The organism is Streptomyces sp. NPDC001492, assembly GCF_053597275.1.
In genome coordinates this window covers 83,771-107,197 of record NZ_JBSFHW010000030.1, presented here as the reverse complement: position 1 = coordinate 107,197, position 23,427 = coordinate 83,771, and the positions used below count along the sequence as shown (strand labels likewise).

The 23,427-nt window shown below is 70.3% G+C and carries 18 protein-coding genes; 9 read left to right on the top strand and 9 right to left on the bottom strand.

Translation table 11 applies throughout. The annotated features are described in order from the left end of the window. Positions 1–3: 3 nt before the first annotated feature. The 6 genes from ACWC1K_RS32700 to ACWC1K_RS32675 form a co-directional block, all read right to left on the bottom strand. Positions 4–1,824 (bottom strand): branched-chain amino acid ABC transporter permease, encoded by a 1,821-nt coding sequence (locus tag ACWC1K_RS32700; protein WP_450836547.1) that lies wholly within the window; start codon positions 1,822–1,824, stop codon positions 4–6. Between the two features lie 5 nt (positions 1,825–1,829). Further along, on the bottom strand, positions 1,830–2,759 hold the full coding sequence (locus ACWC1K_RS32695; protein WP_450836546.1) for a branched-chain amino acid ABC transporter permease: 930 nt from the start codon (positions 2,757–2,759) through the stop codon (positions 1,830–1,832). A gap of 114 nt (positions 2,760–2,873) precedes the next feature. Next, a complete protein-coding gene (locus ACWC1K_RS32690; RefSeq protein ID WP_450836545.1) occupies positions 2,874–4,100 on the bottom strand; it encodes a branched-chain amino acid ABC transporter substrate-binding protein in 1,227 nt (408 codons plus the stop codon). 464 nt (positions 4,101–4,564) lie between these two features. Beyond that, complete coding sequence (locus ACWC1K_RS32685; protein WP_450836544.1) at positions 4,565–4,981, bottom strand: hypothetical protein; 417 nt, start codon at positions 4,979–4,981, stop codon at positions 4,565–4,567. A 67-nt stretch (positions 4,982–5,048) separates the two neighbouring features. After that, entirely contained in the window at positions 5,049–5,537 is a 489-nt protein-coding gene (locus ACWC1K_RS32680) for a PaaI family thioesterase (RefSeq protein ID WP_450836543.1), read from the bottom strand. A gap of 52 nt (positions 5,538–5,589) precedes the next feature. Then, positions 5,590–7,884, bottom strand: coding sequence for an FdhF/YdeP family oxidoreductase (locus ACWC1K_RS32675; RefSeq protein WP_450836542.1), 2,295 nt, complete (start codon positions 7,882–7,884; stop codon positions 5,590–5,592). Between the two features lie 301 nt (positions 7,885–8,185). Here ACWC1K_RS32675 and polA point away from each other — a divergent pair, with 301 nt between their 5' ends. Both polA and ACWC1K_RS32665 read left to right on the top strand, forming a co-directional pair. Then, the gene (polA, locus tag ACWC1K_RS32670; RefSeq protein WP_450836541.1) at positions 8,186–10,912 is read left to right on the top strand and encodes a DNA polymerase I; all 2,727 of its coding nucleotides are present in this window, start codon (positions 8,186–8,188) and stop codon (positions 10,910–10,912) included. A 294-nt stretch (positions 10,913–11,206) separates the two neighbouring features. Further along, complete coding sequence (locus ACWC1K_RS32665; RefSeq protein ID WP_450836540.1) at positions 11,207–11,566, top strand: hypothetical protein; 360 nt, start codon at positions 11,207–11,209, stop codon at positions 11,564–11,566. Here the strand turns inward: ACWC1K_RS32665 and ACWC1K_RS32660 are convergent. Continuing rightward, the gene (locus ACWC1K_RS32660) at positions 11,532–12,389 is read right to left on the bottom strand and encodes a DUF4184 family protein (protein WP_450836539.1); all 858 of its coding nucleotides are present in this window, start codon (positions 12,387–12,389) and stop codon (positions 11,532–11,534) included. The genes ACWC1K_RS32665 and ACWC1K_RS32660 overlap by 35 nt on opposite strands. A gap of 342 nt (positions 12,390–12,731) precedes the next feature. Between ACWC1K_RS32660 and ACWC1K_RS32655 the strand changes: the two genes are divergently transcribed. The 3 genes from ACWC1K_RS32655 to ACWC1K_RS32645 all read left to right on the top strand — a co-directional run bounded on the left by ACWC1K_RS32655 (position 12,732) and on the right by ACWC1K_RS32645 (position 15,762). Then, positions 12,732–14,450, top strand: coding sequence for a lytic transglycosylase domain-containing protein (locus tag ACWC1K_RS32655; RefSeq protein WP_450836538.1), 1,719 nt, complete (start codon positions 12,732–12,734; stop codon positions 14,448–14,450). Between the two features lie 163 nt (positions 14,451–14,613). Then, positions 14,614–14,748: an SPW_0924 family protein gene (locus tag ACWC1K_RS32650; protein ID WP_450836537.1), complete on the top strand. Its 135-nt coding sequence runs from the start codon at positions 14,614–14,616 to the stop codon at positions 14,746–14,748. 21 nt (positions 14,749–14,769) lie between these two features. Further along, complete coding sequence (locus ACWC1K_RS32645; protein ID WP_450836536.1) at positions 14,770–15,762, top strand: DUF3068 domain-containing protein; 993 nt, start codon at positions 14,770–14,772, stop codon at positions 15,760–15,762. Here the strand turns inward: ACWC1K_RS32645 and ACWC1K_RS32640 are convergent. Together ACWC1K_RS32640 and ACWC1K_RS32635 are read right to left on the bottom strand one after the other, a co-directional pair. After that, positions 15,752–18,370, bottom strand: a complete 2,619-nt coding sequence (locus ACWC1K_RS32640) for an ATP-dependent RNA helicase (RefSeq protein WP_450836535.1) — start codon at positions 18,368–18,370, stop codon at positions 15,752–15,754. The genes ACWC1K_RS32645 and ACWC1K_RS32640 overlap by 11 nt on opposite strands. Before the next feature lie 4 nt (positions 18,371–18,374). Beyond that, on the bottom strand, positions 18,375–19,196 hold the full coding sequence (locus ACWC1K_RS32635) for a class I SAM-dependent methyltransferase (RefSeq protein WP_450836559.1): 822 nt from the start codon (positions 19,194–19,196) through the stop codon (positions 18,375–18,377). A gap of 398 nt (positions 19,197–19,594) precedes the next feature. On the opposite strand from ACWC1K_RS32635, the gene rpsA reads away from it, so the two are divergent. From rpsA to ACWC1K_RS32615, 4 genes are all read left to right on the top strand, one after another. Then, a complete protein-coding gene (rpsA, locus tag ACWC1K_RS32630) occupies positions 19,595–21,094 on the top strand; it encodes a 30S ribosomal protein S1 (protein WP_097262676.1) in 1,500 nt (499 codons plus the stop codon). A gap of 276 nt (positions 21,095–21,370) precedes the next feature. Continuing rightward, entirely contained in the window at positions 21,371–22,309 is a 939-nt protein-coding gene (locus tag ACWC1K_RS32625) for a PAC2 family protein (RefSeq protein ID WP_099928070.1), read from the top strand. A gap of 45 nt (positions 22,310–22,354) precedes the next feature. Next, on the top strand, positions 22,355–22,993 hold the full coding sequence (gene coaE, locus ACWC1K_RS32620) for a dephospho-CoA kinase (RefSeq protein WP_450836534.1): 639 nt from the start codon (positions 22,355–22,357) through the stop codon (positions 22,991–22,993). A gap of 50 nt (positions 22,994–23,043) precedes the next feature. Further along, positions 23,044–23,424 carry a tetratricopeptide repeat protein gene (locus ACWC1K_RS32615; RefSeq protein ID WP_450836533.1) on the top strand — a complete coding sequence of 127 codons (381 nt, stop codon included), beginning with the start codon at positions 23,044–23,046 and terminating at the stop codon, positions 23,422–23,424. Positions 23,425–23,427: the final 3 nt, after the last annotated feature.

Genomic DNA, 23,427 nt, shown 5'->3' with positions numbered 1-23,427 from the left:
CGTTCACGCCCCTGCCTTGGCGACGCCGGTGGTCTCTGGCAGCTCGGTGTCCTCTGGTACGTCGAGTTGTCCGGTTTCGTGGAACTCGAGTTGCTTCCTGCGGTCGGCGACGAGGCCTTCGGGGCGGAAGCGCATGAGGAGCATGAGGGCGATGCCGAAGAGGAGGAGCTGGTAGTCCGACATGAACTGGAGTTTGGCCGGGATGAGGTAGAGGAGGGCGGCGCCGATGAGGGGTCCGCTGATGGTTCCCATGCCGCCGAGGATGACGGCGGCGAGGAGGAAGGCGGAGTTGGGGGGTACGGGGCCGGCGAACTGGTATTGCTCGGGGGTGACGCTGTAGGAGACGTGGGCCTGGACGGTGCCGGCGAAGCCGGCGAGGGAGGCGCCGAGGGCGAAGGCGAGGAGTTTGAGGCGGAAGCCGTTGATGCCCATGGCGGTGGCGGCGGTCTCGTCCTCGCGGATGGCGACCCAGGCGCGGCCGATGCGGGATTCCGCGGAGCGGCGGAAGACGGTCACGACGACGGCCGTGAACAGGAGCATCAGCAGGTAGTAGTTGGCGGAGCGGGTGAGTTCGTGGCCGAGGATGTCGTGGGGGATGCCGAGGTTGAATCCGAAGATCTCCAGGTCGGGGATGTTCGGGATGCCGTTGGATCCGTTGGTGACGTCGGGGCCGCTGTTCCCGTTGAGGTTGTTCATGGTGATGCGGAAGATCTCACCGAAGCCGAGGGTGACGATGGCGAGGTAGTCGCCGCGCAGCCGCAGGGTCGGGGCGCCGATGACCACGCCGAAGATCAGTGAGGCGGCGGCGCCGGTGAGGACGGCGGCCCAGAACGGGAACTGGACGCCGATGCTGGATTGGGGTGAGCCGGAGACGAGGGCGGCGGCGTAGGCGCCGACGCCGAGGAATGCGACGTATCCCAGGTCGAGCAGACCGGCGAGACCGACGACGACGTTGAGGCCGAGGGCCACGGTCGCGAAGATCAGGATGTTGGCGCCGATGAGGGCGAACTGGTCGTTGGTCTGTGTGAAGGGGAAGCAGATCGCGGCGACGAAGGCGCCTGTGAGGGTGACGGTGCGGTGCTTGGCCGTCAGTGCCGACAGGCGCTTGAGGAGGCCGGCGCGGGTGAGGCCGGTGAAGCCGAACGCGGCGATGATCAGGAAGCCGATGAAGAGTTCGGAGTATTCGGTGCCGATGCCGTACGCGAAGACGTAGAGGCCGATGCCGAATCCGGCGGCGATGATGAGGATCTCGGCCCAGGCGGGGAGTTCCTTGGCGCGGCTGGGTTCGGGGGCGGTGAGAGAGTGGCGGATCCGGCCCCAGAGGCCGGGGGTCTCGCCTTCGTCGTACGGCTGGTCGACGGGGAGGCCGAAGGCTCCGATGACGGCGATGAGGGTTCCGATGCCGGAGATCCAGGCGCCGGGTTCGAGGTTGACGAGGCCGCCGAGTTCCTGGCTGATGGCGCCCATGGCGTAGCCGGTGGTGCCGAAGGTGCCGAGGGCGAGGAGGACGACGGGGCTGTTGGTGCCGCCGGGGGTGAGCCAGCGGAGTCCTCGGATGCCGTAGCCGGAGAGGGCGAAGAGCAGGGTGAGGATTGCCCCGGTGAGGGTGAGGACCTGTAGTCCGCCCGGGTAGCCGGTGACGGTGAGGTCGCCGGGGAATTCGGCGGTCCAGGTCCAGGCGAGGAAGGTGCCCACGAGTGCGACGGCGGAGCCGGCGATGGTGGTGAGGCGGGCGAGGGCCGGGGGCAGGGGTATCAAGGGGGTTGCCCTGGTGGGCGTGTTGGTGAGGTCCGCGGTGGTGCTGTTGGGGATCTTGGTGGTCATGGGTATCACGCCCGATCCGCGACGCGTTCGCCGAGCAGGCCCTGCGGTCGGAAGAGCAGGACGAGGATGAGGAGGGCGAAGGCCCATACGTCCTTCCAGGCGCCGCCGCCGAAGAGGTCCATGCCGGGGATGTCGCCGATGTAGCCGATGGCGAGGGATTCGGCGACGCCGAGGACGAGGCCGCCGAGCATGGCGCCGTAGATGTTGCCGATGCCGCCGAGGACGGCTGCGGTGAAGGCTTTGAGGCCCATGAGGAAGCCCATGCGGAAGCCGACCTGGCCGTTGTGGAGTCCGTAGCCGACGGCTGCGATGGCCGCGAAGGCCGCGCCGATGGCGAAGGCCATGACGATGATGCGGTCGGTGTTGATGCCCATGAGTTTGGCGGTGTCGGGGTCCTGTGCGGTGGCCTGCATGCCGCGTCCGGAGCGGGTTTTGTTGACGAAGAGGCCGAGGGCGAACATGCAGACGGGGGCGGCGATGATGATGAAGAGGTCGCCGCGCTGGATGTTGGCGCCGAGGATGTCGAAGGGGCCGCCGCTGAACTGGGGGAAGGGGCGGTCCTTCTTGGCGTCCGGGTACCACTTCCAGACGATCTGCTGGAGCACGATGGACAGGCCGATGGCGGTGATGAGGGGCGCCAGGCGGGGTGCGTTGCGCAGGGGGCGGTAGGCGAAGCGTTCCGCCGCGGTGGCGACGGCGACGGAGACGATGACGCCACCGAGGATCATGAGCGGGATGGCGGCGCCGAGGGCGAAGTCCTTGGGCAGCCAGAGGTAGATGGTGAGGGCCCCGAAGCCCCCGACCATGAAGATCTCGCCGTGGGCGAAGTTGATGAGCTGGACGATGCCGTAGACCATCGTGTAGCCGATCGCGATGAGTCCGTACATCGCGCCGAGGATGAGTCCATTGGCCAGCTGTTGCGGCAGTTCGTTCACCGCAGGGCCTCCGTGGAGTGGTTCGGATATGGCGCCGCGCGGGAGCGCTGGTGGGCGCTCCCGCGCGGCCTGATCAATGTGTGAGGTGCAGAGGGGTTGTCGCCCTTTGCCCGATCAGCCGATCTTGGGCACTCCGCTGTACTCCGGCGTCCACGCGTTGCTCTTGATCTTGTACGCGGTCATGGTGTGGTTGGTCGTGTCGCCGTACTGGTCGAAGGAGATGGTGCCGGTGACGCCGTCGAACTTGACCTTGCTCATGGCGTCCAGGACCGCCTTGCGGCCGTCGGAGGGCAGCTTGCCGTTGTTGCCCTCGACGGCGAGCTTGACGGCCTCGATGATGGCCCAGGTGGCGTCGTAGGTGAGGCCGCCGTAGGCCTCGTAGGCGTCCTTGTAGCCCGCGTTCTTGTAGTTCGCGATGAACGTCTTGGCGGAGGCGAGCTGTTCGACGGGCTTGCCGACGGAGGTGGCGAGGTCGCCTTCGGCCTTCTTGTTGAGCTTGGGGTAGTCGCCGGAGTAGATGCCGTCGCCGCCCATGAGCGGGATCTTCAGGCCGCTGTCCTTGAGCTGCTGGCTCAGGGGGGCGGCAGCCGGGTACTCGCCGCCGTAGTAGAGGGCCTGGGCGCCGGTCTTCTTGATCTTGGCGACGACGGCGTTGAAGTCGCGGTCGTCGGGGTTGATGTGGTCGCTGCCGACGATGGTGCCGCCCAGCTTGGTGAAGTTCGTCTTGAAGGAGGCGGCGAGGCCGGCGCCGTAGGTCTTCTGGTCGTCGATCAGGTAGGTCTTCTTGACCTTGGCCTTGTTGTACAGGTAGTCGGCCGCGAAGGCGCCCTGGATCTCGTCCGTGGTGGCGGTGCGGAAGAAGGTCTTGAACTGGCGGACCCGGTTGTTGGTCTTCCAGCCGTCGCCCTGGGTGAGTTCCGTACCGGTGTTGGCGGGGGAGATCTGGGTGAGGCCGGCGTCGTTGAACGGCTTCTGCATCTGCTGGGAGACGCTGGAGTTCAGCGGGCCGACGACGCCGAGGACGTCCTTCTCGCTGATGAACTTCTGGGCGTTCTGCTGGCCGACGGAGGGCTGGGCCTGGTCGTCGAGGGCCTCGATCTTGAACTCGACGCCCTTGACGAGGTTCTGCTTGTTGGCCGTCTTGGCGGCCAGGTCGGCGGAGTTCTTGATGCCGAGACCGAGGGCCGACAGGTCGCCGGTGAGCGGGGCGTCGACACCGATCACGACCGTGGTCTTGCTGCCGTTGCTGCTGTCGCTCTTGTCACGCGACCCACAGGCAGTGAGTGTCAGCGATCCCGCCGCGAGTGCGGCGGTGATAGCGATGATCGAACGTTGACGCACGAGTCAGGTCCTTTCCCTGGCGCGGCGGCTCCCCGTGGAACGCACCGAGTCCGGCGCCTTGCCGAATTTGCTTCGAATCCTGTGGCGCGGTGACTGGCCGTGACTCTAAGCGGGTGTAGGGAACGTGTAGGAGTGTCTGACCCAGGCTGTGACGCTCTTGTTATGACACGACGTAATGCAGAGCGGTACACGGCGGGTGGATGCGCGGAATTCCAGCCGATTCGCCCCGTCCGCATGGTGAGAACGCGCAGGACGCGAGGATGCGTTTTCAGTAGTGTCCAGCGGTTTTGCTGATGACGTGCGGTCGTTGCCGGAGGCGACTTGAAGGGCTTCTCGATGGGCGTGGGCCGGGGCGCACCTAGGGTGCGGGAGTGGGCCCCTATTGCACGCGTATTACGCAGAGTTACGCCGAGGAAAGGGCCTCCGGCGGTGGTCCGCATTTTCGCGTTTTTCCGGCGCATCTCTCAGCCCCAGGGGCCATTGCTCGGGTCGCCCGTGCGGTACCACTTCTCGCAACCCTCGCGCGCCATGCGGTCGATGAGCCGGTCGGCGGCCTCGGCGTGGCCGCGCTCGCGCTCGGCGCGGGCGGCGTCCACGACGTGTCTGAGGATGTCGTACTGGCCGTCGGACAGGCCCATTTCCTGGTAGTCGCCCACGGTGTCGCCCTTGAGCTGCCGGCGCGACCAGTAGGTGACGATCCGCGTGCACAGTTCCTCGCGCGATGTGGTGTGGGGCGCGGGCGTGCCGGTGGTGCGCGCCGGGCTGCTCGCGCCTTCCGCTCCGCCCGCCGTGCCGGAGTCCCCGCACGAGGTGACCGGGCCGCCCGCCAGGAGCACCAGTCCGAGTGCCGCCCATGCCCTGGAGGCTCGTCCCGTAGCCATGCCCTGACGCTATGCTGCCGGATGGGCGGGATCAACTGCCCTGCCCCCTCGGCCTGTTGGGCGCCGGTCAGCCGGCCGCGCCCGCATGTGCCCCGTCGCCGGGCCGGACGTCGCGCAGCAGGCAGGTCAGGCGTGCGCTGCACACGCGCCGTCCCTCCTCGTCGCTGATCACGATCTCGTACGTGGCGGTGGAGCGGCCGCGGTGCACGGGGGTGGCGACGCCGGTGACGAGGCCGGAGCGTACGCCGCGGTGGTGGGTGCAGTTGAGGTCGACGCCGACCGCGATCTTGGAGCTGCCGCCGTGGAGCATGGAGCCGACGGAGCCGAGGGTCTCGGCGAGGACGGCGGAGGCGCCGCCGTGCAGCAGGCCGTAGGGCTGGGTGTTGCCCTCGACGGGCATGGTGCCGACGACGCGGTCCGCGGAGGCCTCGATGATCTCCACGCCCATGCGGGTGCCGAGGTGTCCGGCGGAGAAGAGGGCCAGGAGGTCGACGCCGAGTGCGGCGTACTCGTCGATGACCTCCTGCGGGAACTTCACGTACTGCTGCTCGCCCATGGGCCCGGCTCCGTTCGTCCTGATCACTCGTCCAGCCTGTCTGAGCAAACGCTCAGTCGGTTGCCGATTGTTCCAGACGTACGACTACGGACTTGCTGGCCGGGGTGTTACTGGTGTCCGCGGTGGAGTCGAGCGGCACCAGGACGTTGGTCTCGGGGTAGTAGGCGGCGGCGCAGCCACGAGCCGTCGGGTAGTGCACGACGCGGAAGCCGGGCGCACTGCGCTCGACGCCGTCCCTCCACTCGCCGACCAGGTCGACGTACGACCCGTCGGCGACGCCGAGCGTGCGGGCGTCCTCGGGGTTGACCAGGACGACGCGGCGGCCGTTCCTGATGCCGCGGTAGCGGTCGTCCAGGCCGTAGATGGTGGTGTTGTACTGGTCGTGCGAGCGCAGCGTCTGCAGCAGCAGACGGCCTTCGGGCAGCCTGGGGTACTCGACGGGAGCCGCCGTGAAGTTCGCCTTGCCGGTCGCGGTCGGGAAGCGGCGTTCGTCGCGCGGGGCGTGGGGGAGGGTGAAGCCGCCGGGGCGGGCCACGCGCGTGTTGAAGTCCTCGAAGCCGGGGACCACGCGTGCGATGCGGTCGCGGATGGTGGCGTAGTCCTTCTCGAACTCCTGCCAGGGCACCGCGTCGTCCTCGCCGAGCACGCGGCGGGCCAGGCGGCAGACGATGGCCGGTTCGGACAGCAGGTGGCTGCTCGCGGGCTCCAGACGGCCGCGGGAGGCGTGCACCATGCCCATGGAGTCCTCGACGGTCACGAACTGCTCTGTGCTTTTCCCCTGCGGGCCGACCTGCAGATCGCGCTCGGTGCGGCCCAGGGTGGGCAGGATCAGGGCACGCGCGCCCGTGACCACGTGCGAGCGGTTGAGCTTGGTCGACACGTGCACGGTGAGGCGGGCGCGCCGCATGGCCGCCTCGGTGACCTCGGTGTCCGGGGAGGCGGACACGAAGTTGCCGCCCATCGCGAAGAACACCTTCGCCCGGCCGTCGCGCAGGGCGCGGATGGCCTGGACGACGTCGTAGCCGTGTTCGCGCGGCGGTGCGAAGCCGAACTCCTTCTCCAGGGCGTCCAGGAAGGCGGGGGCGGGGCGCTCGAAGATGCCCATCGTGCGGTCGCCCTGGACGTTGCTGTGCCCGCGCACCGGGCACACGCCCGCGCCCGGGCGGCCGATGTTGCCGCGCAGCAGAAGGAAGTTGACGACCTCGCGGATGGTCGGCACGGAGTGCTTGTGCTGGGTCAGGCCCATCGCCCAGCACACGATGGTGCGCTTCGAGGCGAGAACCATCTTCAGGGCGGTGTCGATCTCCGCGCGCGTGAGCCCGGTCGCGGTCAGGGTCTCGTCCCAGTCGGCGGCCTTGGCGGCCGCGGCGAACTCCTCGTAGCCGTGGGTGTGTTCGCTCACGAACGCCTCGTCGACCGCGCCCTCGCTCTCCAGAATGAGCTTGTTGAGAAGGCGGAAGAGGGCCTGGTCGCCGCCGATGCGGATCTGCAGGAACAGGTCGTTGAGGGCGGCGCCCCTGAGCATGCCCTGCGCGGTCTGCGGGTTCTTGAACCGCTCCAGGCCGGCCTCGGGCAGCGGGTTCACGCTGATGATCTTCGCGCCATTGGCCTTGGCCTTCTCCAGGGCGGAGAGCATGCGCGGATGGTTGGTGCCGGGGTTCTGGCCGGCGACGATGATCAGGTCGGCCTTGTAGAGGTCCTCCAGCAGGACGCTGCCCTTGCCGATGCCGATCGTCTCGCTCAGGGCCGAACCGGACGACTCGTGACACATGTTGGAGCAGTCGGGCAGGTTGTTCGTGCCGAGCCGGCGGGCGAACAGCTGGTAGAGGAAGGCCGCCTCGTTGCTGGTGCGCCCGGAGGTGTAGAAGAGCGCCTCGTCGGGGGAGCCGAGGGCGGCGAGCTCCTCGGCGACGATGTCGAAGGCGCGCTCCCAGCTCACCGGCTCGTAGTGCGTGCCCCCTTCGGGCAGATGCATGGGGTGGGTGAGCCGGCCCTGCTGGCCCAGCCAGTAGCCGCTGCGGGAGGCGAGGTCGGCGACGGAGTGCGCGGCGAAGAACTCCGGGGTGACCCGGCGCAGGGTGGCCTCCTCGGCGACCGCCTTCGCGCCGTTCTCACAGAACTCCGCCGCATGCCGGTGCTCGGGCTCCGGCCAGGCGCAGCCCGGGCAGTCGAAGCCGTCCTTCTGGTTGACGCGCAGCAGCGTCAGCGCGGTCCGCTTCACACCCATCTGCTGCTGGGCGACGCGCAGGGTGTGCCCGATGGCCGGCAGTCCCGCCGCCGCGTGCTGGGGCCCGGCGACCTGCGGTGCGTCCTGGACCGGATCACCCTTGGGCGGCTTCGTCGCCATCGCGCACTCTCCTTCACAGACACCTGCGAGCTACCACTTCGAACCTCTTCGATCCTCGCACGCGCGACTGACAGCAGGGGCAGCCGGTTCTGTGCGGGGAGCGTGATCTGCGGTCGGGCCGGCGCCGGTCGCTGCTGTTCCCCGCCGGGACGTTGCGTCGGCGCCTGTCGCCTTTCTTCGCGCCGGGCAGGCGATCGACTTCGACGGCGGAGGCGGGGGCTTCCCGGCTCTCAAAGATGCGGGGGAGGTGCCGATCCGGCGGGGAGCCACGACTGTCAGTGGCACGTGGCAGGATCGGGGCGTGGCAGAAACAGCATCGAAGACGACCGACAAGACCGCCGGCGGCAACACGCGGCCCCGCCTCATGCTCATGGACGGGCACTCGCTGGCCTACCGTGCGTTCTTCGCGCTGCCCGCGGAGAACTTCACGACCGCGACGGGCCAGCCGACGAACGCGATCTACGGCTTCGCGTCGATGCTGGCCAACACCCTGCGTGACGAGGAGCCCACGCACTTCGCGGTGGCCTTCGACGTCTCCCGCAAGACCTGGCGCTCCGAGGAGTTCACGGAGTACAAGGCCAACCGCTCCAAGACCCCGGACGAGTTCAAGGGCCAGGTCGAGCTGATCGGCGAGCTCCTGGACGCGATGCACGCCTCGCGGTTCGCGGTCGACGGTTTCGAGGCGGACGACGTCATCGCCACCCTCGCCACCCAGGCGGAGGCCGAGGGCTTCGAGGTGCTGATCGTCACCGGCGACCGCGACTCCTTCCAGCTGGTCAGCGAGCACACGACGGTGCTGTACCCGACGAAGGGCGTCTCCGAGCTGACCCGGTTCACCCCGGAGAAGGTCTTCGAGAAGTACGGGCTGACGCCCGCGCAGTACCCCGACTTCGCGGCCCTGCGCGGCGACCCGTCGGACAACCTGCCGGGCATCCCCGGCGTCGGTGAGAAGACCGCCGCGAAGTGGATCAACCAGTTCGGTTCGTTCGCGGAACTCGTCGAGCGGGTCGAGGAGGTCAAGGGCAAGGCCGGACAGAACCTGCGCGAGCACCTGGAGGCGGTCAAGCTCAACCGCCGCCTGACCGAGATGGTGCGCACCGTCGAGCTGCCCAAGCGGGTCGCCGACCTGGAGCGCGCTCCCTACGACCGCACGGCCGTCGCGATGGTCCTGGACACCCTGGAGATCAGGAACCCCTCGCTGCGCGAGCGGCTGCTCGCCGTCGACCCGGGCGGCGAGCAGGCCGAGGCGACTCCGGCGGCACCCGGTGTGGAGCTGGACGGGACGGTGCTGGGCACGGGCGAGCTGGCCGGCTGGCTCACCGAGCACGGCACCGAGACGCTCGGCATCGCCACGGTCGACACCTGGGCGCTGGGCTCCGGCTCGGTCGCCGAGGTCGCGCTCGCCACCGCCGAGGGGCCGGCCGCCTGGTTCGACCCGTCCCAGCTGGACGAGGCCGACGAGAACGCGTGGGCGACCTGGCTGGCCGCCGAGGACCGCCCCAAGGTCCTGCACAACGCCAAGGGCGCCATGCGGGTCCTCGCCGAGCACGGCTGGTCCGTCGCCGGCGTCTCGATGGACACCGCGCTTGCCGCCTACCTGGTCAAGCCGGGCCGCCGCTCCTTCGACCTGGACGCGCTGTCCCTGGAGTACCTGGGCCGTGAGCTGGCGCCCGCCGCCGCGGCCGACGGGCAGCTCGCCTTCGGTGCGGACGACGGCGCGGAGGCCGAGGCGCTCATGGTGCAGGCCCGCGCGATCCTCGACCTCGGCGAGGCCTTCCGGGGCCGTCTGGAGGAGGTCGGCGCCGCGGACCTGCTGCGCGACATGGAACTGCCCACCTCGATCCTGCTCGCCCGCATGGAGCGGCACGGCATCGCCGCCGACCGGGCCCACCTGGAGGCCATGGAGCAGATGTTCGCGGGCGCCGTCCAGCAGGCGGTGAAGGAGGCGCACGCGGCGGCGGGCCACGAGTTCAACCTGGGCTCGCCCAAGCAGCTCCAGGAGGTCCTCTTCGGCGAGCTGGGCCTGCCCAAGACGAAGAAGACCAAGACCGGCTACACGACGGACGCCGACGCCCTGGCCTGGCTCGCCACCCAGACGGACAACGAACTGCCGGTGGTCATGCTCCGCCACCGCGAGCAGGCCAAGCTGCGCGTCACCGTCGAGGGCCTGATCAAGACGATCGCCGCCGACGGCCGCATCCACACCACCTTCAACCAGACGGTTGCCGCGACCGGCCGCCTGTCGTCCACGGACCCCAACCTGCAGAACATCCCCGTCCGCACCGACGAGGGCCGCGCCATCCGCCGCGGCTTCGTCGTCGGCGAGGGCTTCGAGTCCCTGATGACCGCGGACTACAGCCAGATCGAACTGCGCGTGATGGCCCACCTCTCCGAGGACGAGGGCCTGATCGAGGCGTTCACCTCCGGCGAGGACCTGCACAACACGGTCGCCGCGCAGGTCTTCTCGGTCGACCGGGAGCACGTCGACGCGGAGATGCGCCGCAAGATCAAGGCCATGTCGTACGGCCTGGCGTACGGGCTGTCGGCCTTCGGCCTGTCCCAGCAGCTGAACATCGACGCGGGCGAGGCCCGGGTCCTGATGGACACGTACTTCGAGCGGTTCGGCGGTGTCCGGGACTATCTGCGCCGGGCCGTTGACGAGGCGCGGGCCACGGGCTACACCGCGACCCTCTTCGGCCGCCGCCGCTATCTGCCCGACCTCAACAGCGACAACCGCCAGCGCCGCGAGGCGGCCGAGCGGATGGCTCTGAACGCGCCGATCCAGGGCACCGCCGCGGACATCGTCAAGATCGCCATGCTGAAGGTGGACGACGCGCTGCGGGCGGCTGGCCTCACCTCCCGCATGCTCCTTCAGGTCCACGACGAAATCGTCCTGGAGATCGCCCCCGGCGAGCGCGCCGCCGCGGAGGAGATCGTCCGCCGCGAGATGGCTGACGCCGTCCATCTGAGGGTGCCGCTCGGCGTCTCGGTGGGGGTGGGGTCCGACTGGGAGTCGGCCGCGCACTAGCCTCCGGCGGTGGACGGGGGGTCGGTGCTGCCTTGCCGGGCGGCGCGTCGGCCCTCCGGCCAGGGGTGAGTTCTTCGCTCCGAGGGCTATCGGGTGTCTGCGGACGCGTCGTGGCTGGTCGCGCCCGCGCGGTGGAGCCGTATATCGGTACAGCCCCGCGCTCCTTCTGGCGTGGTCGAACCCGGCGCGCACGGGCGCCCCCCCCGCCGCACCTGTCACGCTCCGCAGGGAACCGTCACTCAGGTGGCCCCCGCGGAAAGGCCTTCACCGCCCTCGCACCGTAAGGATGCGGGCATGGGTATACGCATGCTCAACCGCCGGTCGGCGAGAGCGCACGCGAGTGCCGAGGCGGCGTCCGCCGTGCCACCCGCGCCGGTGCCGGCCTTCGCCGCTCGTGCGAGCACCGCCCGCATCCCCACCGACCTCGCCGTCGTCCTGCGCCGCACGGCGGCGGACCTCCGGCGCCGGCTGCCCCGGCCCGGCAGGAAACCCGCGGAGCCGCCGGTCTGGCGGCTGTGGGCGGGACTGGGCCGCAGTTACGTCACCGGGCTGCTCGTCCGCGTCCGCCGCAGCCGCCACGCCCGCACCGTCAGGGTGTTCATCGTGACCGCGAGCACCCTCACCGACCGGCCGGACGGCCCTGCTCCACGCTGACCCGTTCCGGCTCCCCGGCAGACGGCACCGGCCGCCACACCCGCACCCCCACCACGTACAGCAGCAGCCCGAGCAGCAGCCCCGCGCCCGCGCCGAAGCACACCGCCGGAATCAGCTCCCAGGGCTTGGCCACCGCCCCCCAGTACGCCCACCAGCGGGCCGCCCGCTCCACGGCCCAGACCCCCGCACACCCGCAGATCACCACACAGGCCCACCACCGGTCCCGCAGCGACAACACGGGGACCGCGCGCGAAACCGGGAGCGCCGGCGCCCTCCGCAGCGCCCGCGTCACCCACACCCCGATCACCACCGCGCCCACCACCGAACTCCCGTACTGCAGGTTCGAGTACAGGGGAGAACCCCACAGCACCCCGCCCAGCACGGGAAACAGCCGCACGCCCCACCGGTCGTGATGCGTGAAGGCGTCCCACACCACATGCGTCAGGGCGCCGAGCGCCGCGGACGCGTACCACCACGCGGCCAGGGGCGGCCGTAGGCGCGCGCGTGGCGCCCCGCAGCGCAGCAGGGCAGACGGCCGCGGCTGCCAGGGCCGCGGCAGCAGCGCCACCAGCGGCTCCCGCACCAGCAGCCACAGCCCGACCAGCGCCCAGGCCACCAGTACATCGACCGTGAAGACGCCGGGGAAGGAATGCGTGACCGTGCCGAACTCCATCGCACCGGGCAGCGCACTTGCCGCGTAATAGGTCATGTCGGGCGCGAAGGAACCGGCCACGAGGACGGCCGGAATCAGCCGTCCTCGGCCGGATCCGTCGCCGCGCACGGCGGGAAGGACGGCGGCCGCATGGCTCAGGGTGAACGGCAACTGGGCTCCTCGGGCCGGACATTGCCCGGGCGGACGGCCCGGGTGATCGCTCCGGTCCAGTATGCGTGCCGCGATTCCGCGCCGTTCGTACATGGCCAACTGGTGAATATCGGGCACGAACGGGTCCCCGTGGAAAGCAAGTTGTCGTAGGGTCGCCTGGGTCACCGTGCCCGGCGGCACGGTCGAACACGTGAACACAGCAAGTCGACAGGAACTCGACAGAAACAAGAGAGCGATACGAGGGCAACCCGCACGCCGGGTCGATCGTCACAACAGGGCGGGCGCACTGTGCGCCGGGCGATGAAGACGGACGCTGACGCGTCCACGGGAGGGGTTCACTCTATGGCGGCGCAATTCGGCATGAGGCTGCGCAAAGGAGCGGCAACCACAGCCGTGGCAGCGGCCGCGGTCGCTGCCCTGTCCGCGTCCCAGGCTCCGGGGGTCACGGTCGACGACCACGGCAGACAGACCGCCTCCAAGGCCCAGCCCTCACCCGATGCGACCGCAGGCGACGGCGCCGCGACCGGCAACTCGCCGTACTACACCGATCTCCCGCCGCTCAACAGCCCGAACCCCTCGCCGACCCCGGGTGCCACCGGCACCCCCGTGGCGCAGGGCGCGGCGGAGGCGGGCATCCCCGCCACGGTCCTCGACGCCTACAAGAAGGCCGAGGCCGAGCTGCGCGAGTCCAAGCCCGGCTGCAACCTGCCCTGGCAACTGCTCGCCGCGATCGGCAAGGTGGAGTCGGGCCAGGCCCGCGGCGGCCGCGTCGACGCGGACGGCACCACGATCACCCCGATCCTCGGCCCGCAGCTCGACGGCAACGGCTTCGCGCTGATCAAGGACACCGACGGCGGCAAGTACGACGGCAACAGCTCCTACGACCAGGCCGTCGGCCCCATGCAGTTCATCCCGTCCACCTGGGCGTGGGCGGGCCGCGACGGCAACGGCGACGGGGTCAAGGACCCCAACAACGTCTACGACGCCGCCCTGGCCGCCGGCCACTACCTGTGCCGCAACGGCAGGGACCTGTCCGTCCCGGCCGACGTCAACCAGGCGATCCTCAGCTACAACAACTCGCAGGACTACCTGCACACCGTGCTGTCGTGGCTGGAGTACTACCGCAAGGGCACCCACGAGATTCCGGACGGCAGCGGCAGCGTCCCCTCGGGCCGCAGCGACGACGGCCAGAAGGCCAACCCCAAGCCCTCGCCCACGCCGCCCGCGAAGCCGACGCCGCCGAGCACCGGCTCCCCGAGCCCCAGCGCACCGCCGTCGAACACGCCCGGCACGCCGAGCACGCCGGGCAGCCCGTCGCCCACCCCCACCCCGACCGACACCGTGGACCGCCTGGCGGACGCGGGCACCGCGAAGCTCACCGCGATGGCCGGCGACGCGTTCACCAAGAAGATCAGCACCAAGGCCGTGACCAAGACCGGCAAGGCGGTCGGCAAGGTCAGGATCCGCTTCACCGTCGTCGGCGACACCGACACCACCTTCACCGGCGGTGAAACCGTCGCCACGGTCGTCACCAACAGCTCCGGTGTGGCCGTCGCCCCCACCCTGCAGGCGGGCGAGAAGACCGGCGAGTTCACCGTCCGCGCCACCGTCGTGGGTCGTGCGGTCACCGGCCTCGACTACACCGCCACCGTCACCGAGCGCGTCGCCGACACCGTCGTGCGCACCAGCGACACCGCGCTGACCTGCACCCCGGGCGGCGAGTTCGCCGACCAGGCCGAGGTGAAGGCCACCTACCAGGGCGCCGTCGCCGACAAGGTCGCGGTCACCGCAACGCTGATCAAGTCGGTGCTCGACCCGACCGAGAACGACAAGGGCCCCTACTTCAAGGACGCCGACGGCAAGACCGTGCGGACCCTGACCGGCCTGACGACGGACGCCAAGGGTCTGCTGACGCTGCCGAAGATATACGCCGACGACAACACCGGCGACTTCATCCTCCGCATCACCACCGCCGGCGGCGCGACCCTCGACATCCAGCTGACGGTCGCGACGGCCGGCTCCTCGGCGAGCCCCAGCCCGTCACCCAGCCCCTCCGCGTAAGTCTCCGTATCGTCCCTGCGACGGCGGCGGCGCTCCTCGGCCAGAGGGCGCCGCCGCCGTCGTTGTGTGTGCAACGTGTTCTCATCTCGCCCGCCCGTTGCTACGGTGCCGGACCTGACGATGTATCAGTTCCCGTCCGTGTTCCCGTCCCGGGGAGGCAGGCATGCGCGCCCTGATCGCCGCCGCGACCGGTCTCGCCCTCGCCCTCGCGCTGGTCTTCACCCTCACGGCCATGGGCAGTCCCACGGGCAGCACGTCCCCGAAACCTCTGCTGACGACGGTGCCCGCACACCCGTAACCGCCCGGGAGGGAGGCCGAGATGCGCCGCAAGGCCAGCCTGGTCCTGCTCGCCTTCGCCGTGTTCTTCGCGGCGCTGTCCCCGCTGCTGCGCTGGTACGCCTTCCCGCGCCTGGCCAAGATCCCGGCCGACCAGTACCAGGACATGGTCCTGGAGGCGAAGAACGCGACCCTCCTCGACTACGGCACCATGAAGGCCCGCACGGTTCCCGAGGTCACCATCGTGCAGACCCTCAAGGGCAATGTGGAGGCCGCGAAGAAGATCGAGAAGACGGCCGGGCGGGACGTCGTGGTCTGGGACGGCCTCTCCTACGTCCAGGGTCCCGACGGCAAGATGGTCTCCCGGATCCCCGAGCGCTACATCTTCGACGCCCACAGCCAGGCGCCGGTCCACGCCACCGGCGAGATGGTCGACGGCGACCCGGTGAAGCGGACCGGCATCGAGTTCAAGTGGCCGTTCCTGACCCAGAAACGGGACTACGAGTACTTCGACGCCCAGACCCGCACCACCAACCCCATCCACTACAAGGGCACCCAGGACTTCCGCGGTCTGGAGGTCTACTACTTCGAGCAGACCATCCCCTGGACCAAGGTCAAGTTCCCCAGGACCATGCCCGTCCAGGGCATCACCCCCGAGTCGGTCGCCAGGACCGGTACTACCCGCTGGTACACCACGGTCCGCAGGTTCTGGGTCGAACCCGTCACCGGGGCCCCCGTCTACGGCGAGGAGATCCACAAGGAGGAACTCCGCGGCGGCACGCTCCTGGGCGGTCGGGAGAAGGTCACGGCCTTCGCCGGGCACGTGAAGATGCGCGAGGACTACATCAGGCACACGGTCGCGCTGGTCAAGTCCAACCGCACCCTGGTCCTGCTGATGACGTCCTACCTGCCCTGGGGCTTCCTGACCCTCGGCCTCCTGCTGCTCGCCCTCTCCCTGTGGCTGGAGGCCCGCAGCCGCCGCCCCGGCGAACCGGAACCGGCCGAACCCGCCACACCGGAACCGGTCACCGCCTGAGCCGCGCGTTGGTGTGCCGGGTCGGCTCCGCGCCGGCCGGGTCCTCGGGCCACGGATGCTTCGGATACCGGCCGCGCAGCTCCGCCCGTACGCCCTTGTAGCCGTCCCTCCAGAAGGAGGCGAGGTCGGCCGTGACGGCGGCCGGACGGCCCGCGGGGGAGAGCAGATGCACCAGCAGCGGCACCCCCGCGACGGCGGGCGACTCGTGCAGCCCGAACATCTCCTGCAACTTCACCGCGAGCACCAGCTGTTCGGGGTTGCCGTAGTCGATCCGGATCCTGGACCCACTGGGGACGGAGATCCGCTCCGGGGCGAGCTCGTCGAGCCGCCCCGCCTCCCCCGAGGCCCACGGCAGCAGACGGGTGAGCGCCTGGCCCGCGTCGATCCGCGCGAGGTCGGCCCGCCGCCGGGCCCGGCCCAGCTCGGGCTCCAGCCACTCGTCCACGCGCGCGTGCAGCGCATCACCGGACACGTCGGGCCATGGCTCCCCGAGGTGCAGACGCAGAAACGCCAGCCGCTGCCGCAGCACGAGCGCGTCGGGCGACCACCTGAGCAGTCCGAACCCTTCCTGCCGCAGCCCTTCGAGGAGCGCCGCGCGTACGAGTACGGGGTCGGCGTCCGCCAGGGGCCGCACCGCCAGCTCGATCGCCCCCAGCCGCTCCACCCGCCGCGCCACGACGTCCCCGTCGGCCCAGTGGACCTCCTGGCCCTCGGAGTACAGAGAGGCCGCCGCCGACCGGGCCATGTCCTCGTCGACCTCGGCGGCGAGCTGCACGCGCGCGTGCCCCTTGCCCACGGGACGATCCGCGACGGCCACCGCGATCCAGGGAGCGCCGCGCAGAGGACTGCCGTCACGGAGTTCGGCGCGTGTCCCGGAGGCCATGAGAAACGATCCACCGTCGGCCTTGGCGACCCGCTCGGGAAAGGCGAGGGCCGCCACGACCCCGACAAGACGGTCCTCGCCACCCCCCGCCCTCGACGGGCCGAGCACGAACGAAGCACCGCCGCCACCGGCCTGACCGGGCCGAGCAGGCACACCGCCCGCGCCGCCGCCGGTCGTCTCGGGTGAGGCGTCGGTGCCTGCCGGGGGAACGGGGCCCCCGGTCGGCGGTCGCGTGAAGTCCTTGCCGACCGCCCGCAGGCGCTGTACCTCCGTGCGCCAGCGCGTCGCATAGGTGTCACCGCCGCGGCGGGCGGTGCGCAGAGCGGTGGTCAGGTCGTCGCCGTACTCGCGTGGCGGCTCCTCGGAGAGCAGTGCCACTGCTTCGGCGCCCTCGCCGGCCGTGTCCAGCAAGGCCCGCCCCAGCCGCGGATGCACCCCGAGCCGGGCCAGCGCGGCCCCCCGCTCCGTGGCGCGCCCGGCGGCGTCCACCGCGCCGATCGCCGTCAGCACGGCCCGCGCCGCCGCCATCGCCCCGCCCGGCGGCGGATCCAGCAGCGCCAGCCCGGACGCCTCCGGATCGCCCCAGCACGCCGTCTGCAGGGCGAAGGCCGTCAGGTCGGCCAGCTTGATCTCCGGCGCCGGGAAACGCGGCAGGCGGGCGTCCTCGGCCTCCGTCCAGCACCGGTACACCGCCCCCGGCGCCTCACGCCCGGCCCGCCCCGCCCGCTGCCGTCCGGCCGCCTGCGAGGCCCGCACGGTCGTCAGTGCGCTCAGCCCGCGCGCGTGGTCGACACGCGGCTCGCGCGCCAGCCCCGAGTCGACGACCACCCGCACGCCCGGAACCGTCAGCGACGACTCGGCCACCGAGGTGGCAAGCACGACCCGGCGCCGTTCGCCCGGCGCCAGCACCGCGTCCTGCACGGCGGCAGGCGCCCGACCGTGCACCTGCAGCACCTCGACGCCGCCCAGGTCCCCCAACTGCCCCGCCACGCGCGCGATCTCGCCCACGCCCGGCAGGAAGCACAGCACGTCCCCGTCCCGCTCGGCCAGCGCCCGCCGGACCGTCGACGCCACATGCGCGAGCAGCGCCGGGTCGACGCGCATGCCGTGCGGTGGCCGTACGGGACGGGCCGGCGGGGACCAGACCACCTCCACGGGGTGGGAGACGCCCTCCGCCTCGACCACCGGTGCACCGCCCAGCAGCCGCGCCCACCCCTGCGCGTCGGTCGTCGCCGACGCGGCCACCAGCCGAAGCTCCGGCCGCAGCGTCTCCCGTACGTCCCACAGGAAGGCCGCCGCGGTGTCCGCGTCCAGATGCCGCTCGTGGCACTCGTCGAGCACCACCACGTCCACGCCCGCCAACTCCTGGTCGCGCTGCAGCCGCTGCAGCAGCACCCCGGTCGTCACGACCTCCACGCGCGCGTGCCGTCCGACGACCCGCTCGCCGCGCACGGTGTACCCGACGCTCCCGCCGGCCTTCTCGCCCAGCAGCCACGCCATGCGCCGGGCAGCGGCACGCGCGGCAATACGGCGCGGCTCGGCCACGACCACGCGCCGCGCGGGCCCGTCCCCGAGCAGCCCCGCCAGCGCCAACGGCACCAGCGTCGTCTTGCCGGTACCGGGCGGCGCCACCAGAACGGCGGTGCCGTGCCCCTCCAGCGCATCGCTCAGGGCGGGCAGCGCACCACGTACCGGCAGCGCGTCCAGGGCGTCGTAACGGATCACGCACTCAGTCTCGTACGCACACGAAGATCGCGGTCCCCGGGATCAGGTTTCCGCGCAACGGCGACCAGCCGCCCCACTCGGAGGAGTTCCAGGCCGGCCACTCCGGCTCGACCAGGTCCACCAGCCGGAAACCCGACGCGACGACGTCCCGGACCCGGTCGCCGAGCGTCCTGTGGTGCTCGACGTAGACCGCGCGGCCCTGCTCGTCCTGCTCGACGTAGGGCGTGCGGTCGAAGTAGGAGGCGGAGACCGACAGTCCCTCGGGGCCCGGCTCGTCCGGGAACGCCCAGCGGATCGGGTGGGTCACCGAGAAGACGAAACGCCCTCCCGGGCGCAGCACCCGCCGCACCTCCGTGAGGACCCGCACCGGGTCGGCGACGAACGGCAGCGCACCGTACGCCGAGCACGCCAGGTCGAAGGAGCCGTCCGCGAAGGGCAGCGCACCCGCGTCGGCGCACACAAGAGGGAACGTTCCGCCGATGCGCAGCGCGTGCTGGAGCTGGCGGTGCGAGATGTCCAGGGCGACCGGGCGTGCCCCCTGGGCGGCCAGCCAGCGCGCGCACTGGGCCGCACCGGCGCCGATCTCCAGTACGTCCCTGCCCTTGAGGTCCTCCGGCGGGCCGAGCAGCTCCGCCTCCACCTCGTCGAGACCCTCGGGCCCCCAGACGAAACGGTCGTCGCCGAGGAACGTGCCGTGCTCGACCTGGTACTCGTCCGCGTTCCGGTCCCACCAGCCCCTGTTGGCGCGGGCGCTCTCCGTGACGTCGGACGCGCGGCGGGTGGCTTCCGGCTCGAACGCGGAATCGGAAGATACGGGCTCTTGGATGATCGGCTCCCTCGTCGTACTCTTCCGTCACCCAGATGGCGCAGTCGGCCTGCCGACGGTGTCACGGAAGAGGTCTCTCAGGCCTGCGTGGCCTCCGGAGACAGTTCTTGTGCCGGGTATGCGGCGATCCGCCCCGGGTGTGCGCGTTCGCGCATTGACCCTGCCCGGCTGCCCCCGTATGCTACAAGTTGCGCTGCGGGCCTGCGCACCTCAGACGTAGCAGGCTGCGCTCGCATCTGTTGTATGTCCCCTCGGTTGTCGAGGCGCCATCACCAGTATCTGGTTTTCCAGTTGACTGTTGGGGCGCTTCCTTGGCTGTCCGGCTTCTTCAGAGCGATACGGGCTCCCGGCGTAGCAGTACCTACGACTTCAATGTCCGTACCGGAGCCCTTTCCCACATGACGAGCAGCACCGAGACCACCGCCACCACCCCGCAGGTTGCGGTCAACGACATCGGTAACGAGGAAGCTTTCCTCGCCGCGATCGACGAGACGATCAAGTACTTCAACGACGGCGACATCGTCGACGGCGTCATCGTGAAGGTCGACCGGGACGAGGTCCTGCTCGACATCGGTTACAAGACCGAAGGTGTCATCCCGAGCCGCGAGCTCTCGATCAAGCACGACGTCGACCCGAACGAGGTCGTCGCCGTCGGTGACGAGATCGAGGCCCTTGTTCTCCAGAAGGAGGACAAGGAAGGTCGCCTGATCCTCTCGAAGAAGCGCGCCCAGTACGAGCGTGCCTGGGGCACCATCGAGAAGATCAAGGAAGAGGACGGCATCGTCACCGGTACCGTCATCGAGGTCGTCAAGGGTGGTCTCATCCTCGACATCGGCCTCCGTGGCTTCCTGCCGGCTTCTCTCGTCGAGATGCGCCGTGTCCGCGACCTCCAGCCCTACGTGGGCAAGGAGCTCGAGGCGAAGATCATCGAGCTGGACAAGAACCGCAACAACGTGGTCCTGTCCCGCCGTGCCTGGCTGGAGCAGACCCAGTCCGAGGTCCGCCAGACGTTCCTCACGACCCTCCAGAAGGGTCAGGTCCGCTCCGGTGTGGTCTCCTCGATCGTCAACTTCGGTGCCTTCGTGGACCTGGGTGGCGTCGACGGTCTGGTCCACGTCTCCGAGCTGTCCTGGAAGCACATCGACCACCCCTCCGAGGTCGTCGAGGTCGGCCAGGAGGTCACCGTCGAGGTCCTCGACGTCGACATGGACCGCGAGCGCGTCTCCCTGTCGCTGAAGGCGACCCAGGAAGACCCGTGGCAGCAGTTCGCCCGCACGCACCAGATCGGTCAGGTCGTGCCCGGCAAGGTCACGAAGCTGGTTCCGTTCGGTGCGTTCGTCCGCGTGGACGAGGGCATCGAGGGTCTGGTCCACATCTCCGAGCTGGCCGAGCGCCACGTGGAGATCCCGGAGCAGGTCGTCCAGGTCAACGACGAGATCTTCGTCAAGGTCATCGACATCGACCTCGAGCGCCGTCGCATCAGCCTCTCGCTGAAGCAGGCCAACGAGTCCTTCGGTGCCGACCCGGCCTCGGTCGAGTTCGACCCGACCCTGTACGGCATGGCTGCCTCGTACGACGACCAGGGCAACTACATCTACCCCGAGGGCTTCGACCCCGAGACCAACGACTGGCTCGAGGGCTACGAGAAGCAGCGCGAGGAGTGGGAGCGCCAGTACGCCGAGGCGCAGACCCGCTTCGAGCAGCACCAGCAGCAGGTCATCAAGAGCCGCGAGGCCGACGCTGCCGCTGCCGCCGAGGGTGGCGACGCCGCCGGTGCGGCTCCGGCCGCGGGCGGTGGCGGTTCGTACTCCTCCGAGGGTGCGGACACCTCCGGTGCGCTCGCTTCCGACGAGGCGCTTGCCGCTCTCCGCGAGAAGCTGGCCGGGGGCCAGAGCTGAACGCTCGCTGAGCAGTAGCTCCTGACTGAGGGGCCGTACCTTTCGAGGTGCGGCCCCTCAGGCGTTGTGGGTCGCATGTCGTCTGCGGACCGGATGCGGCTGGTCGCGCCCACGCGGCGGAGCCGCACATCGATACAGCCCCGCGCCCCTGAAAAGCCGCTGCCCGGCCCCTTGGCCACGAAAAGCCCGTAAGAGATGGCTGATCAGGCGTACCGGGGGGAATGCCCTTGCTCCAGGGGGCGTTGGAACGTACGAACACGAGGAGGAGCGGTCACTGTGCTTGATCCGCAGGGTTTGTACGCGTGGGAGCCGAAGGGGCTGGCTGTCGTCGACATGGCGCTCGCCCAGGAGTCGGCCGGTCTTGTGATGCTCTACCACTTCGACGGATACATCGACGCGGGCGAGACCGGCGACCAGATCGTCGACCGGATCCTCGACTCGCAGCCCCACCAGGTCGTCGCCCGCTTCGACCACGACCGGCTCGTGGACTACCGTGCCCGCCGTCCGCTGCTGACCTTCAAGCGCGACCGGTGGACCGAGTACGAGGAGCCCACCATCGACGTGCGGCTCGTCCAGGACACCACCGGAGCGCCGTTCCTGCTGCTGTCCGGCCCGGAGCCGGACGTGGAGTGGGAGCGCTTTGCCGCGGCCGTCCAGCAGATCGTGGAGCGGCTGGGCGTGCGCCTGTCCGTGAACTTCCACGGCATTCCGATGGGCGTTCCGCACACCCGCCCCGTGGGCCTGACCCCGCACGGCAACCGCACCGACCTCGTCCCGGGCCACCGCAGCCCCTTCGACGAGGCGCAGGTCCCCGGCAGCGCCGAGTCCCTGGTCGAGTACCGCCTCATGGAGGCCGGCTTCGACGTCCTCGGTGTCGCCGCGCACGTGCCGCACTACATCGCCAGGTCCCCGTACCCGGACGCCGCCCTGACCGTCCTGGAGGCCATCACCGCGGCCACCGGCCTGGTGCTCCCGGGTATCGCGCACTCGCTGCGCACGGACGCGCACCGCACTCAGACCGAGATCGACCGGCAGATCCAGGAGGGCGACGAGGAGCTCACCACCCTCGTCTCCGGCCTGGAGAACCAGTACGACGCGGTCGCGGGCGCCGAGAGCCGGGGCAACATGCTCGCCGAGCCCGTCGACATCCCGTCGGCGGACGAGATCGGCCTCGAGTTCGAACGCTTCCTGGCGGAACGAGAGGGCGACAACTGACCTCCGGTGGTCCCGCTGTCAGTGGCAGGCCCTAAGCTGCCGCTCATGCTGACAGTGGGGCTGACCGGCGGGATCGGTGCCGGCAAGAGCGAGGTGTCGCGGCTGCTCGTCGAGTGCGGTGCCGTACTGATCGACGCGGACCGGATCGCGCGCGAGGTCGTCGCGCCGGGCACACCCGGGCTGGCGGCGGTCGTGGAGGCCTTCGGCGAGGAGGTGCTCGCCGCCGACGGCAGTCTCGACCGGCCCAAGCTGGGCTCGATCGTCTTCGCCGACCCGGAGAAGCTGGCCGTCCTGAACTCGATCGTGCATCCCCTGGTGGGCGCGCGCTCCCGGGAGCTCGAGGCCGCGGCCGCCGCGGACGCGGTCGTCGTCCACGACGTGCCGCTGCTCACGGAGAACGGCCTCGCCCCGCTGTACGACCTCGTGATCGTCGTCGACGCGAGTCCCGAGACCCAGCTCGACCGGCTCGTACGGCTGCGCGGCATGACCGAGGAGGACGCACGCGCGCGCATGGCCGCCCAGGCCACCCGCGACAAGCGCCGGGAGATCGCGGACGTCGTGATCGACAACGACGTACCGCTGGAAGAGCTCCAGGCCCGGGTGAAGGACGTCTGGGCGGACCTGGTACGCAGGGCGCAGGTCGCGTCCGGGGCGTCCGGTACGCCTCGAACGCCCCAGGAATAGGCCCCCCTGACCGGGGCGTTGAACCCTTCGAGTGAGGGAAGGACTCTGCCGTGCCCGAGACCAGCGGTTCCACCGGACGTACTCCGGAGACGCATGTCATCGACTTCCGTGCCGCCGAGCAGCTGCTCAACGCACGGGACCCGCGGGGCGCGGTGAAGCTGCTCGACTCCGTCATCGCCGCCCACCCGGAGAACACCGCGGCCCGGTTGCTGCGCGCGCGTGCCTTCTTCGCCGCCGCGCAACTGCGGCCCGCCGAGCTGGAGTTCACGATCGTCCTGGAGCGCGAGCCGGACAACGCGTTCGCGCACTTCGCCCTCGCCCGGACCTACCAGCGCCGGGGCGAGGCAGAGCAGGCCAAGCGCCATTTCAGACTCGCCGCCGCCCTCGACCCCAACCCGGAGTACCTGAAGGCGGCACGGTTCGACTCATGAGCA

What these genes read in the sequence shown, in the direction of transcription:
- ACWC1K_RS32700 (WP_450836547.1), bottom strand. Translation starts at nt 1,824, where the DNA reads ATGACCACCAAGATCCCCAACAGCACCACCGCGGACCTCACCAACACG.
- ACWC1K_RS32685 (WP_450836544.1), bottom strand. Translation starts at nt 4,981, where the DNA reads ATGGCTACGGGACGAGCCTCCAGGGCATGGGCGGCACTCGGACTGGTG.
- ACWC1K_RS32680 (WP_450836543.1), bottom strand. Translation starts at nt 5,537, where the DNA reads ATGGGCGAGCAGCAGTACGTGAAGTTCCCGCAGGAGGTCATCGACGAG.
- ACWC1K_RS32675 (WP_450836542.1), bottom strand. Translation starts at nt 7,884, where the DNA reads ATGGCGACGAAGCCGCCCAAGGGTGATCCGGTCCAGGACGCACCGCAG.
- ACWC1K_RS32665 (WP_450836540.1), top strand. Translation starts at nt 11,207, where the DNA reads ATGGGTATACGCATGCTCAACCGCCGGTCGGCGAGAGCGCACGCGAGT.
- ACWC1K_RS32655 (WP_450836538.1), top strand. Translation starts at nt 12,732, where the DNA reads ATGGCGGCGCAATTCGGCATGAGGCTGCGCAAAGGAGCGGCAACCACA.
- ACWC1K_RS32650 (WP_450836537.1), top strand. Translation starts at nt 14,614, where the DNA reads ATGCGCGCCCTGATCGCCGCCGCGACCGGTCTCGCCCTCGCCCTCGCG.
- ACWC1K_RS32645 (WP_450836536.1), top strand. Translation starts at nt 14,770, where the DNA reads ATGCGCCGCAAGGCCAGCCTGGTCCTGCTCGCCTTCGCCGTGTTCTTC.
- rpsA (WP_097262676.1), top strand. Translation starts at nt 19,595, where the DNA reads ATGACGAGCAGCACCGAGACCACCGCCACCACCCCGCAGGTTGCGGTC.
- coaE (WP_450836534.1), top strand. Translation starts at nt 22,355, where the DNA reads ATGCTGACAGTGGGGCTGACCGGCGGGATCGGTGCCGGCAAGAGCGAG.